The 12,629-nt window shown below is 62.9% G+C and carries 11 protein-coding genes; 6 read left to right on the top strand and 5 right to left on the bottom strand.

The features are described from left to right. Positions 1-160: 160 nt before the first annotated feature. The 3 genes from APH35_RS20850 (at position 161) to ggt (ending at position 3,520) form a co-directional block, all read left to right on the top strand. Positions 161-751 (top strand): NAD(P)H-dependent oxidoreductase, encoded by a 591-nt coding sequence (locus APH35_RS20850; protein ID WP_060515377.1) that lies wholly within the window; start codon positions 161-163, stop codon positions 749-751. Between the two features lie 87 nt (positions 752-838). Next, entirely contained in the window at positions 839-1,735 is an 897-nt protein-coding gene (locus APH35_RS20855; protein WP_060515385.1) for a LysR family transcriptional regulator, read from the top strand. A gap of 117 nt (positions 1,736-1,852) precedes the next feature. Next, positions 1,853-3,520, top strand: coding sequence for a gamma-glutamyltransferase (ggt, locus tag APH35_RS20860; protein WP_060515378.1), 1,668 nt, complete (start codon positions 1,853-1,855; stop codon positions 3,518-3,520). Positions 3,521-3,650: 130 nt separating this feature from the next. Here ggt and APH35_RS20865 read toward each other — a convergent pair whose 3' ends face one another. Both APH35_RS20865 and ypfJ read right to left on the bottom strand, forming a co-directional pair. Beyond that, on the bottom strand, positions 3,651-5,570 hold the full coding sequence (locus tag APH35_RS20865) for a methyl-accepting chemotaxis protein (protein ID WP_060515379.1): 1,920 nt from the start codon (positions 5,568-5,570) through the stop codon (positions 3,651-3,653). A 173-nt stretch (positions 5,571-5,743) separates the two neighbouring features. Next, complete coding sequence (gene ypfJ / locus APH35_RS20870; protein ID WP_060494435.1) at positions 5,744-6,637, bottom strand: KPN_02809 family neutral zinc metallopeptidase; 894 nt, start codon at positions 6,635-6,637, stop codon at positions 5,744-5,746. Between the two features lie 200 nt (positions 6,638-6,837). Between ypfJ and pcaH the strand changes: the two genes are divergently transcribed. Further along, positions 6,838-7,557: a protocatechuate 3,4-dioxygenase subunit beta gene (gene pcaH / locus APH35_RS20875; protein ID WP_012274188.1), complete on the top strand. Its 720-nt coding sequence runs from the start codon at positions 6,838-6,840 to the stop codon at positions 7,555-7,557. Between the two features lie 10 nt (positions 7,558-7,567). Continuing rightward, positions 7,568-8,173: a protocatechuate 3,4-dioxygenase subunit alpha gene (gene pcaG, locus APH35_RS20880; protein ID WP_012274187.1), complete on the top strand. Its 606-nt coding sequence runs from the start codon at positions 7,568-7,570 to the stop codon at positions 8,171-8,173. A gap of 43 nt (positions 8,174-8,216) precedes the next feature. Here the strand turns inward: pcaG and trmA are convergent, their stop codons facing one another. Both trmA and APH35_RS20890 read right to left on the bottom strand, forming a co-directional pair. Beyond that, positions 8,217-9,302: a tRNA (uridine(54)-C5)-methyltransferase TrmA gene (gene trmA, locus APH35_RS20885; RefSeq protein ID WP_012274186.1), complete on the bottom strand. Its 1,086-nt coding sequence runs from the start codon at positions 9,300-9,302 to the stop codon at positions 8,217-8,219. Further along, a complete protein-coding gene (locus APH35_RS20890) occupies positions 9,299-10,594 on the bottom strand; it encodes an NCS2 family permease (RefSeq protein WP_012274185.1) in 1,296 nt (431 codons plus the stop codon). The genes trmA and APH35_RS20890 overlap by 4 nt, the downstream gene beginning before the upstream one ends. 199 nt (positions 10,595-10,793) lie before the next feature. On the opposite strand from APH35_RS20890, the gene APH35_RS20895 reads away from it, so the two are divergent. Further along, complete coding sequence (locus APH35_RS20895; protein ID WP_012274184.1) at positions 10,794-11,273, top strand: GNAT family N-acetyltransferase; 480 nt, start codon at positions 10,794-10,796, stop codon at positions 11,271-11,273. Positions 11,274-11,298: 25 nt separating this feature from the next. Here APH35_RS20895 and APH35_RS20900 read toward each other — a convergent pair whose 3' ends face one another. After that, complete coding sequence (locus APH35_RS20900) at positions 11,299-12,528, bottom strand: MFS transporter (RefSeq protein ID WP_012274183.1); 1,230 nt, start codon at positions 12,526-12,528, stop codon at positions 11,299-11,301. Positions 12,529-12,629: the final 101 nt, after the last annotated feature.

Here is a 12,629-nt window from a genome sequence, read left to right on the forward strand (position 1 = left end):
GGCGCTACTCGATGATGGTTGGTGAGCTGATTCTACGGCAATAATTCATTGCCAATTCGTGACTTCTGATCAATTGTATTTTGCCCCGTCACTGCTGTATCCCACACCCGTGAGCCTCTAATCTGCCGGCCTGAATTTTGATTCGGCCGTGGAGGCCAGCATGAAAAAGATCCTTCTGCTCAATGGTGGTAAACAGTTCGCTCACTCTGATGGCCGTCTCAACGCAACCTTGCACGAAGCGGCCCTCGCTCATCTGGACCGCGCCGGGTTCGACGTGCAGCAGACATTCATTGACGGTGGTTACGATGTGCAGGCAGAGGTGGAGAAATTCATCTGGGCTGATGTGATCGTCTACCAGATGCCCGGTTGGTGGATGGGGGCGCCGTGGACGGTGAAGAAGTACATCGACGAAGTCTTCACGGCAGGCCACGGCAGCCTCTACGCCAATGATGGCCGCACCCGTTCGGACCACTCGCAAAAGTACGGCAGCGGCGGCCTGGTGCACGGCAAGCAGTACATGCTGTCGTTGACCTGGAACGCGCCGCAGCAGGCGTTCGATGACCCGAGCGATTTCTTCGAAGGCAAGGGTGTTGATGCCGTTTACTTCCCGTTCCACAAGGCCAACCAGTTCCTTGGCATGAGCGGCCTGCCGACCTTCCTGGCGGTGGATGTGATGAAGCGGCCGGATGTGCCGGCTGCCTTGGCAGCGTATGAAGCCCATCTGGACAAGGTATTCGGCAAGGCGCAGTAATGGGAGGTTGGGGCCGCGCAGCGGCCCCTTGCACAGACTCCGATGACCCGCTATCAATCACCGCATACCCCTGCCAAGGCCAATCGTGTGATAACCCGATCCGAAGAACTCCAGGTATTCGTCGCCGTCATCGACTGCGGCTCGATCTCCGCCGCCGCCGAGCAGATGGGCCAGACCCCCTCCGCCGTCAGCCGCACCCTGTCGCGGCTGGAAGGCAAGCTGGGCACCACGCTGGTCAACCGCACCACCCGGCGCATGGACCTGACCGAGGAGGGCCGTTTCTTCCTCGAGCGTTCGCGGCTGATCCTGGAGCAGATGGACGAGATGGAAGAGCGCCTCTCGATGAACCGCCAGACCCCCTCCGGGCGGCTGCGCATCAACGCCGCTGCGCCGTTCATGCTGCATGCCATCCTGCCGTGGATCGGCGAGTTCCGCCGCCAGTACCCGGGCATCGAGCTGGAGCTGAACACCGACGACTTGATCATCGACCTGCTGGAGCAGAGCACCGACGTGGCGATCCGCATCGGTGAGCTGGCCGACTCCAGCCTGCATGCGCGCAACCTGGGTTGCAGCCCCGTGCAGGTACTGGCCAGCCCTGCCTACCTGGAGCAGCACGGCACACCGCAGCGCGTCGAGGATTTGGCCAACCACTGCCTGCTCGGCTTCAGCCAGCCCGAATCGCTCAACCATTGGCCACTGCGCCACGCCCAGGGCGACCGCTTCAGCATCCGCCCGGCATTGCTCGCCTCCAGTGGCGAGACCCTGCGCCAGCTGGCGCTAGCCGGGGAGGGCATCGTCAGCCTGTCGCATTTCATGACCCACGAAGACATCCGCACCGGGCGCCTCCAAGTGCTGCTGGGCGAAGCCAATAATGGCTACCGTCAGCCGATCCACGCGGTCTACTACCGCAACACCCAGCTGGCGCTGCGTATCCAGTGCTTCCTGGACTTCATCCAGCGCAAATTGGCGATGTACGCCTGCTGAGTTGCCTGAACGCGACAAATCCTGCCCACAGGCGGCGAAACTTCCTACGGTTGATTGCACAGTCGAAGCGCTTCGGCCTTACTGACTGCTCAACAAAAACAACACCAAGGAAGTGTCATGCGTATTGTCCCGTTCCAGTACCTGGCTCTCGCAGCCGCGATTCTGAGCTGTTCCTCGGTTTACGCCGCCAACCTGGAGGGCGGCGCGGTGGCCGCACCTGATCAATATGGTGCACAGGTAGCCGCCGACATTCTGAAAAAGGGCGGCAACGCGGTGGACGCCGCAGTGGCAACCGCCTTCACCCTGGCGGTGACCTACCCCGAGGCCGGCAACATCGGTGGTGGCGGCTTCATGACCCTGTTCATCGACGGCAAGCCCTACTTCCTCGACTACCGCGAAGTCGCGCCCAAGGCCGCCACGCGCAACATGTACCTGGACGACAAGGGCGAGGTCATCGAGAACCTGAGCCTGGTTGGTGTACGCGCCGCTGGTGTACCCGGTACGGTGATGGGCTTGTGGGAGGCGCACCAGAAGTTCGGCAAGCTGCCCTGGAGCGAGTTGCTGACCCCGGCCATCGGCTATGCGAAAAACGGCTTCAAGGTGGCGGAAAAACAGTACCAGTACCGCAACGATGCCCAGGGCATGTTCAAGACAGCGACCAACTTCAACGACTACTTCGGCAACATGAAGGTTGGCGAGCTGTTCAAACAGCCGGAAATGGCCCAGACCCTGGAGCGCATCGCCGACAAGGGCGTGAGCGAGTTTTACCAGGGCAAGACCGCCGACCTGCTGGTTGCGCAGATGCAGGCCGACAAAGGCCTGATCACCAAAGAAGACTTGAAGGACTACAAGGCCGTGTGGCGTGAGCCGATGGCCGTAAGCTGGCGCGGCAATGTGGTGTACACCGCCCCACCGCCGAGCTCCGGTGGCGTGGCACTGGCCCAGTTGCTGGGCATCAAGGAAGACCGCGCGGCGGACTTCAAAGGGGTGGCGCACAACTCGGCGCAGTACATCCACCTGTTGGCAGAGATCGAAAAGCGGGTGTTCGCCGACCGTGCCGACTACCTTGGCGACCCGGCCTTTACCAAGGTGCCGGTGGACCAGCTGGTGGCCAAGGATTACCTGGCCAAGCGCGCCGCGCAGGTCAACCCGAAGGCCATTTCCGACACCGACCAGGTCAAGCCAGGGCTGGAGCCGCACCAGACCACGCATTTCTCGATCGTCGACAAGCAAGGCAATGCGGTCAGCAATACCTACACCCTCAACCTCGACTACGGCAGTGGCGTGGTGGTGAAGGGCGCGGGCTTCCTGCTGAACGACGAGATGGATGATTTCAGCGCCAAACCGGGTGCGGCTAACGCCTTTGGTGTGGTCGGCGGTGATGCCAACGCCATCGAACCGGGCAAGCGCATGCTTTCATCGATGAGCCCTAGCCTGATGACCCGCGATGGCAAGGTCGAGCTGGTGATCGGTACCCCGGGTGGTTCACGGATCTTCACCTCGATCTTCCAGGTGATGAACAACCTGTACGACTACGGCATGCCGTTGGACAAGGCGGTGGCGGCGCAGCGGGTGCACCATCAGTTGCTGCCCAAGGACACCATCTACTTTGACAGCTATGCGCCCCTGACCGGGCCGGTAGCTGATGAACTGAAGAAGATGGGTTACGTGCTGGAGGACCAGGGTTGGGAGATGGGCGATATCCAGGCGATCCGGGTGGATGGGGCGAAGCTCGAGACCGCTTCTGATCCGCGTGGGCGTGGGGTGGGGATGATCGTCAAGTAAGCCTGTTCGGGCGCTGGGAGGGCTTCGCCCTCCTTTCGCGACACAAGGCCGCTCCTACAGGGGAACGCGATTTCCTGTAGGAGCGGCCTTGCGTCGCGATGGGCCGCTAAGCGGCCCCAGGGGCTTCAAGTCAGACGCGGAACTGGCTGACCAGTGTCTGCAACTGCCCACCCAACCGCGTCAGCTCAACGCTCGCCGACGCCGTCTCGTCACTGGCCGCCGCCGTCTGCTCCGACACATCACGTACATTCAGAATGCTGCGGCTGATCTCTTCAGCCACCGCACTCTGCTGCTCTGCCGCCGCGGCAATCTGCTGGTTCATCGACTGAATGCTCGACACCGTGCTGGTGATGCTCTCCAGCGAAGCCCCGGCCTTGCGCGCCAGTTCGACGCTGCTGTCGGTCAAGCTACGGCTGCCCTGCATGGCACTGGCCACTTGCTGGGTACCCTGCTGCAGGCTGGCAATCAGCTCTTCGATCTCTTCGGTGGACTTCTGCGTGCGTTGGGCCAGGCCGCGCACTTCGTCGGCGACCACGGCAAAGCCACGCCCGGCCTCGCCGGCGCGCGCCGCCTCGATCGCCGCGTTGAGTGCCAGCAGGTTGGTCTGTTCGGCCACTGACTTGATCACGTCCATCACGCTACCGATCTTCTGGCTTTCCTGCTGCAACAGGGTCATGGCCTCGGTGGAGCGGTGCATGTCTTCGGCCAGGCGCTCGATCTGGCCAATCGCCTCGCCCACCACTCGGTCACCGGCGCGGGCTTCGTCATCGGCACCGGTTGCGGCATGCGAGGCCTGCTCGGCATTGCGCGCCACTTCCTGAACGGTGGCGGCCATTTCGTGCATGGCGGTGGCTACCTGGTCGGTCTCGACCTTCTGGCTGTTGGCGCCGGCGCTGGTCTGTTCGGTTACTGCCGACAGCTCTTCGGCGGCGCTGGCGATTTGGGTGACGCCATCGCGGATGCCACTGATAAGTTCGCGCAAGGTAGTGCCCATTCGCGCGATGCCTTGCTGCAGTACGCCCAGTTCGTCGCGGCGGGTGACGCGCATGTGCTGGGTAAGGTCGCCGCTGGCGATCTTCTCCACGGCCACCAGGGTGTCGTGCAACGGGCGAGTGATCTGGCGGGTGATCAGCACCGCTGCCAGCACACCGACCAGCAGCGCCAGCAACGTTGCGATGGCCTGCAGGCTGCGGGCCTGGGTGCTCTCGATGTCACGGCGCTGCAGCTGGATCTGGTACAGCGCATCGCTTCGCTTGACGATATCGGCGCCCTGCACAGTCATTTCGGCACGTGAGGTGGTGATGTTGGCGACCGCATCGCGGAACTGGCGCACGGCGTCACGGTAAGCCAGTACCGAGCTTTCGAACTGTTGCAGGCGGGCGTCTTCGGCGGGCAGCTGGCGCTTGAGGTTGTCGATGTCGGCCAGCGCTGCATCCAGCTGGCGCAGGGCGGCCTGCTCGTTGGCGCTGCTGTTGTCGGCGATGTAGCCGCGCACATCGATGCGTACCTGCAGCAGTTGCTGGCGGGCCTTGCTGATCAGTTGGTACTGGGCCAGGCGCACGCTGTCGGCCTCGGGGCGTGCCATCACTTCCTGGCTGAGGGCGTCCATGGCCTGGTCGGCACGGGTGGCCGAGCTGTCCATGGTAACGCGTGCGCTGCGGGTGGCGTCGTAGCCCTGGCGCATCTTGTTCAACGAAAGCTTGTAGGCGCTGATGGTGTCGCCCAGCTCACCCAGCAGCTTGATGTTTTCCGGGCTTTTGAACGTGGTGGCCAGGTAGGCTTGCTGCTTGCTGAAGGCGTCCAGCTTGGCCTGGGTGTTGGCGGCGGCAGTATCGTCGCCGTTGGCGATCATGTACTGCAGGCGCGCAATGCGCAGGTCAGTGAGATCCTTGTTCAACTGGCCGATATCGCCCATCCAGTTGCTGCGGTCGATCAGGCTGCCCAGGCTGGTCCAGCCGGTGAGGGCCAGCAGGCCAGTGAGGACCAGCACAAGGCCGAAGCCCAGGCCGAGTTTGAGGTTGACGCTGATGTTGGCGAACCAGCTGTTCATGCACGCTCTCCAGAAGTTGATTTCGCTCTTTTGATCTTCGATCGCCAGGCGTTGTTGTTCTGGATGCCCGCTGACTCGTGCAGGAGTTATCGGCAATGATGGGGGAAGCTGAAACGCTTTTTCAGCAGATTTGTAACTGGATGATTGGGGCCGCCAAACGGCCCCAATCCGTGTCAGAGGTTACGTGCACTGAAGGTATCGCAGCTGTTCACTTCACCCTCGGCAAACCCGGTCTTGAACCAGCGCACCCGCTGCGCCGAAGTGCCATGGGTGAAGGAGTCCGGCACCACACGCCCACGGCCCTGCTGTTGCAGGCGGTCATCGCCAATGGCATTGGCCGCATTCAGCGCTTCCTCGACGTCACCTGGCTCCAGCCAATTCAGGCGCTTTTGGGCCTGGTAGGCCCAAACACCGGCCAGGCAGTCGGCCTGCAACTCCTGGCGCACCAGCAAGCCGTTGTCGCCCTCCATCCGCTGGCCACTGCGACGTGCGGCATCGACCTTGGCCGAAACGCCCAGCAGTGTCTGCACGTGGTGGCCGATTTCGTGGGCGATCACATAGGCCTGGGCAAAGTCGCCGGCCGCAGCGAAGCGGGTTTCCATTTCGCGGAAGAACGACATGTCCAGGTACACCCGCTGGTCCGCCGGGCAATAGAACGGCCCGACCGCTGCGGAGGCAAAGCCACACGCCGAGTTGACCTGGCCGCTGAACAGCACCAGCTTGGGGTCGCGGTATTGTTTGCCGGCCTCGGCGAACAGGGCCTTCCAGGTGTCTTCGGTATCGCCCAGTACCGAGGCGACGAACTCGGCCTGCTGGTCGTTGGCCGGCGGCGCCTTGCCGCCCGCACCACTGGGCGCCGTTTGTTGCTGCTGCTGTTCCATCTGGCCGGTGAGCTGGCCAAGAATCTGCAAGGGGTCCTGCCCGGTAAGCCAGCCGATACCGACGATCAGCAGAATCGCCCCGAGCCCCAGCCCTTTGCCGCCGCCGAAACGCATGCCGCCGCCACCGCCACCCTCGCCTCGGGCATCGACCACGTTGTCGCTGCGTCGGCCTTTTCGCCATTCCATGAGTGCTCTCCCGAGCGTGAAACAAGAAGACAAAGATTAGTTCACGACAGCGGCAAGTGTCAGGGCAAAGTGTTTATGTATAACCATTTGGTTATGTTTCGTGTGGTTGATTTCAATATTCATCGTGCGCGACCTGTCGGAAACTGTAAGTCCGCCTGCCACGCCCAGGCGTTCAGATAATTCCAAGAGAGGAAACCGGCATGCCCGCACAGGACAACAGCCGCTTCGTGATCCGTGATCGCAACTGGCACCCCAAAGCCCTTACGCCTGACTACAAAACGTCCATCGCCCGCTCGCCGCGCCAGGCACTGGTCAGCATTCCGCAGTCGATCAGCGAAACCACTGGTCCGGACTTTTCCCACTTGGGCTTCGGCACCCACGACCATGACCTGCTGCTGAACTTCAACAACGGTGGCTTGCCGATCGGTGAGCGTATCATCGTCGCCGGCCGTGTCGTCGACCAGTATGGCAAGCCTGTGCCGAACACCCTGGTAGAAATGTGGCAAGCCAACGCCGGCGGCCGCTATCGCCACAAGAACGACCGTTACCTGGCCCCGCTGGACCCGAACTTCGGCGGCGTTGGCCGCTGCCTGACCGACCGTGACGGCTACTACAGCTTCCGCACCATCAAGCCGGGCCCGTACCCATGGCGCAATGGCCCCAACGACTGGCGCCCGGCGCACATCCACTTCGCCATCAGCGGCCCGTCGATCGCCACCAAGCTGATTACCCAGTTGTATTTCGAGGGTGACCCGCTGATCCCGATGTGCCCGATCGTCAAGTCGATCGCCAACCCTGAAGCCGTGCAGCAGTTGATCGCCAAGCTCGACATGAGCAACGCCAACCCGATGGACTGCCTGGCCTACCGCTTCGACATCGTGCTGCGTGGCCAGCGCAAGACCCACTTCGAAAACTGCTGAGGAACCCGCCATGCCAATCGAACTGCTGCCGGAAACCCCTTCGCAGACTGCCGGCCCCTACGTGCACATCGGCCTGGCCCTGGAAGCGGCCGGCAACCCGACCCGCGACCAGGAAATCTGGAACCGCCTGGCCAAGCCTGACGCGCCGGGCGAGCACATTCTGCTGATCGGCCAGGTGTACGACGGTAACGGCCACCTGGTGCGCGATTCGTTCCTGGAGGTGTGGCAGGCAGATGCCAACGGCGAGTACCAGGATGCCTACAACCTGGAAAACGCCTTCAACAGCTTTGGCCGCACCGCTACCACCTTCGATGCCGGTGAGTGGACGCTGCACACGGTCAAGCCGGGTGTGGTGAACAACGCTGCTGGCGTGCCAATGGCGCCGCACATCAACATCAGCCTGTTTGCCCGTGGCATCAACATTCACCTGCACACGCGCCTGTATTTCGATGATGAGGCCCAGGCCAATGCCAAATGCCCGGTGCTCAACCTGATCGAACAGCCACAGCGGCGTGAAACCTTGATTGCCAAGCGTTGCGAAGTGGATGGGAAGACGGCATATCGCTTTGATATCCGTATTCAGGGGGAAGGGGAGACAGTCTTCTTCGACTTCTGATTCAAACCTTTGGGGCCGCAAAGCGGCCCCAAATGTGCGACGGTCAGCGCCTGACCAGTAGAACCCCGCTCTCCATATGGTGGGTATAGGGGAACTGGTCAAACAACGCACACCGCTCGATACGGTGTGTGTCCTGCAACTGGGCAATGTTTGCCGCCAGCGTTTCCGGGTTGCACGAGATGTACAGGATCCGCTCGAAGCGCCGGGTCAGCTCGCAGGTATCCGGGTCCATCCCCGCCCGCGGCGGGTCGACGAACACGGTACCGAACTCATAACTTTTCAGGTCGATGCCTTCCAGTCGACGGAAGGGTCGCACCTCATTCAGCGCCTGGGTCAGCTCCTCTGCCGACAACCGCACCAGCCGCACGTTATCCACAGCGTTCTCGTCGAGGTTGCTCAACGCGGCATTGACCGATGTCTTGCTGATTTCGGTGGCCAGCACCTGGCGCACACGGGTAGCCAGCGGCAGGGTGAAGTTGCCGTTGCCGCAGTACAGCTCCAGCAGGTCGTCCTCACGCTCACCGATGGCCTCGAAGGCCCAACTGAGCATCTTCTGGTTCACCGCACCGTTGGGTTGGGTGAACGCGCCTTCCGGTTGGCGGTAGCTGAACACACGGCCGGCCACGTCGAGTTCTTCAATCGCGTAGTCGCGGCCGATCACCAGGCGCTTGCCCTTGGAGCGGCCAATGACGCTTACGCCCAGCGCTTCAGCCAGTTGCCGCGCTTCCACTTCCCATGCCTCGTCCAGCGGGCGGTGGTAGCACATCGTGATCATCGCATCGCCAGCCAGGGTGGTGAGGAACTCCACCTGGAACAGGCGGTTGCCCAGTTCCTCGCTGGCCTGCCAAGCCGCCTTCAGGCGCGGCATCAGGGCATTGATGCGCTGGCTGGCAATGGGGAAATCGTCGATCAAGATCGCCTTGTGCTTATCGCCCTGGGCAAACATGGCGTAGTGGCGCTGGCCATCCTCGCGCCACAGGCGGAATTCGGCGCGCAGGCGGTAGTGCTCGCGCGGCGAGTCGAAAACGGCCGGCTCCGGCGCGCCGAACGGCGCCAGCAGCTCGCGCAGCCGGGCCACCTTGGCGTCCAGCTGGGTGGCGTAGGAGGAGGGGTCGAAAGCAGCACTCATGCGTTGAACCAGCCCAGCTTGATGACGAACAGGATGGAAAGGATCACCAGGGCCGGGTTCAGGTCGCGGTGGCGGCCGGAAATCAGCTTGACGGCGGTCCAGGAGATGAAGCCGAAGGCAATGCCGTTGGCGATCGAGTAGGTCAGCGGCATGGCCAGGGCGGTCACCACCACCGGTGCGGCTTCGGTGACATCGTCCCAGTTTATTTCCGCCAGGCCAGAGGCCATCAGCACTGCGACGAACAGCAGGGCCGGGGCGGTGGCGAATGCCGGTACGCTACCGGCCAGCGGGGCGAAGAACAACGCCAGCAGGAACAGCACGGCCACCACGATGGCGGTCAGGCCGGTGCGGCCACCGGCGCTCACGCCCGCAGCGGATTCGATGTAGCTGGTGGTGGTCGAGGTGCCCAGCAGCGAACCGGCCATGGCGGCGGTGCTGTCGGCGATCAGGGCACGGCCCATCTTCGGCATGTGGCCGTCCTTGCCCATCAGCCCGGCGCGCTTGGCCACGCCGATTAAGGTGCCGGAGTTGTCGAACAGGTCGACGAACAGGAAGGCGAAAATCACGCTGACCAGGCCGACGTCCAGCGCGCCAGCGATGTCCAACTGCAAGAAGGTTGGGGCCAGCGACGGCGGCATGGAGACGATGCCACCGAACGGCGTCACGCCCATCACGATCGAGGCGATGGTCACCGCCAGGATGCCGATCAACACGGCGCCGCGCACTTTCAGCGACTCCAGGCCGACGATCAGGAAGAAGCCCAGGGTGGCGAGGATCGGTGCGGGTTGCTTGAGGTCGCCCAGGCCCACCAGAGTGGCCGGGTTATCGACGACGATGCCAGCGTTATGCAGGGCGATCAGCGCGAGGAACAGGCCGATACCGGCGGCAATCGCCGAACGCAGCGGCAACGGGATACTGTTCACGATCCATTCGCGGATGCGGAAGATCGACAGCAGGAAGAACATCACCGCCGACAGGAACACCGCCCCCAGCGCCACCTGCCAGGTGTGGCCCATGTGCAGCACCACGGTGTAGGTGAAGAACGCGTTCAGGCCCATGCCCGGTGCCAGGGCAATCGGGTAGTTGGCGATCAGGCCCATGGTGGTGGAACCGATGGCTGCAGCCAGACAGGTGGCGACGAAGATCGCCCCTTTGTCCATGCCGGTCTCGCCGAGGATGCTCGGGTTGACGAACAGGATGTAGGCCATGGCCAGGAAGGTGGTAACGCCCGCAAGAATCTCGGTGCGCACGTTGGTGTTGTGTGCTTTTAGTTGAAACAGCCTTTCCAGCATGCCCGCTCCCCAAGGCGCCCCCGGCGCCATGAATGTATCGACCCCATCAGCAAAGCACAGACCGTACCGGTTGCCGTGGTTTTGTGTGGGGAGGAAAAAAGCCGCGCATCATACCAGCATGCTCGGTGAGCGGTAATCAATGTCGCGATATACTGCCGATTCTGCGCCGCGCGGCATGCGGCCTCGTGGGAGCAGCGCTGTGCAGTTGATTGACTACCGTGACCTGAACCAGGCCCAGCGCGCCCAATTGCTCGATATCCAGCTGCACCCAGCGCAGCAACGCCATGCCGGTGATGTGGCCAGTGCGTTGTATCTGCTGCTCAACTGCAAAAGCGATCAACGGCGTGCACTGGTGATTGTGCTCGACAGCGTGCCGCAAGGGTTGCTGTTGCTTCAGTGCGGGGCATTTCTACCCGCCTGGGCCAAGCCTGGTGCGGCGATGATAACGGCCTTGCAGGTCGACAAACGCTTGCAGGGGCGTGGCTTGGGCCGTGGGTGCATGCAGGCCTTGCCGGCAGTGGTGCGCGCGATGTGGCCGGATGTCGAATGCCTGCAATTGTCAGTGGACCGCGACAACCATGCGGCGTTGGGTTTGTACCGCGCCACCGGCTGGATGGACAGTGGCGATGGCTACACGGCCCGCAGCGGCCATGAACGTTGCATGACCTTGATGCTCTGAGCGGCCAGTGATCGGGCCACGGCGTTCAGTTGGTGGGCTTGCTGTGCAGTTGATCGCGCTTGGCCAGGGTCGGGAACAGCTTTATCCATACCCCGGTCACCACCAAGGTGCCCACCCCGCCCATCACCACCGCCGGCACTGTGCCAAACCAGTGCGCCGTCACCCCCGATTCGAACTCACCGAGCTGGTTCGAGGCACCGATGAACAAGCCGTTCACTGCACTCACCCGCCCGCGCATTTCATCCGGTGTCTCCAGTTGCACGAACGAGCTGCGAATGACCATGCTGATCATGTCCGCCGCGCCCAGCACCACCAGCACCGCCAGCGAGAACCAGAACGAGGTCGACAGGCCGAAGGCGATGGTCGCCACGCCGAACACGCCAACGGCGGTGAACATGGTCCGCCCGACTTTGCGCTCGAACGGGAAGCGTGCCAGCCACAGCGACATCAGCAACGCCCCCACCGCGGGTGCCGAACGTAGCAGGCCAAGGCCCATCGGGCCGGTCAGCAGGATGTCCTTGGCGAACACCGGCAGTAGCGCGGTGGCCCCGCCCAGCAACACTGCAAACAGGTCCAGCGAGATGGCGCCGAGGATATCGGGCCGGCTGCGGATGAAGCGGATGCCGGCCAGCAGCGATTCGATGCTGGCGCGCCCACGTTGGGCGACTTGGCCGCGTGCCTGCAGGCTCAGGGTCAGCACACAGGCAATGGCGTACAGGGCAACGGTCGGGCCGTACACCCAGATGCTGCCGAACGCATACAGGAAACCGCCCACTGCCGGCGCCACGATGGTGGCCGACTGGGTGGCCGACGCCGAAGCCGCCACCGCCCGCGGGAACAGCCCAGGTGGCACCACATTGGGCAACAAGGCCTGGGTTGCCGGCATTTCGAACGAACGCGTGGCTCCGAGCAGGAAGGCCAGGGCAAAGATCAGTTCGCGGGTGACGTTGTCGGTCGCGCTGCCCACCGCCAGCGCCAGGGCAATCAGCCCCTGCAGGCTTTGGCACAAGGCAGCGACCTTGCGCCGGTCATAGCGGTCGGCGACATGCCCGGTGTGCAACATGAACAACACCCGTGGGGCGAATTCGACCAGACCGACCAGGCCCAGGTCCAGCACATTGCCGGTCAACTGGTAGAGGTGCCAGCCAATGGCCACGGTGAGCATCTGGAAGCCGCTGGCGGTGAACACGCGGGCCAGCCAGAAGGCCAGGAAAGGGCGGTGGTGACGCAACAACTGCGGTGCGGAATCGGACATCGGAAACCAGGGGCCTCGGCGCAGTAGAGGGGTGCGCAGCGTATCATCTGTTTGTAACAAACGGTTACTGTTTGCCCAGGTCGGCACTTTTCCACGGTTTA

Source organism: Pseudomonas sp. NBRC 111132, from assembly GCF_001320565.1.
Classification (GTDB): domain Bacteria; phylum Pseudomonadota; class Gammaproteobacteria; order Pseudomonadales; family Pseudomonadaceae; genus Aquipseudomonas; species Aquipseudomonas putida_P.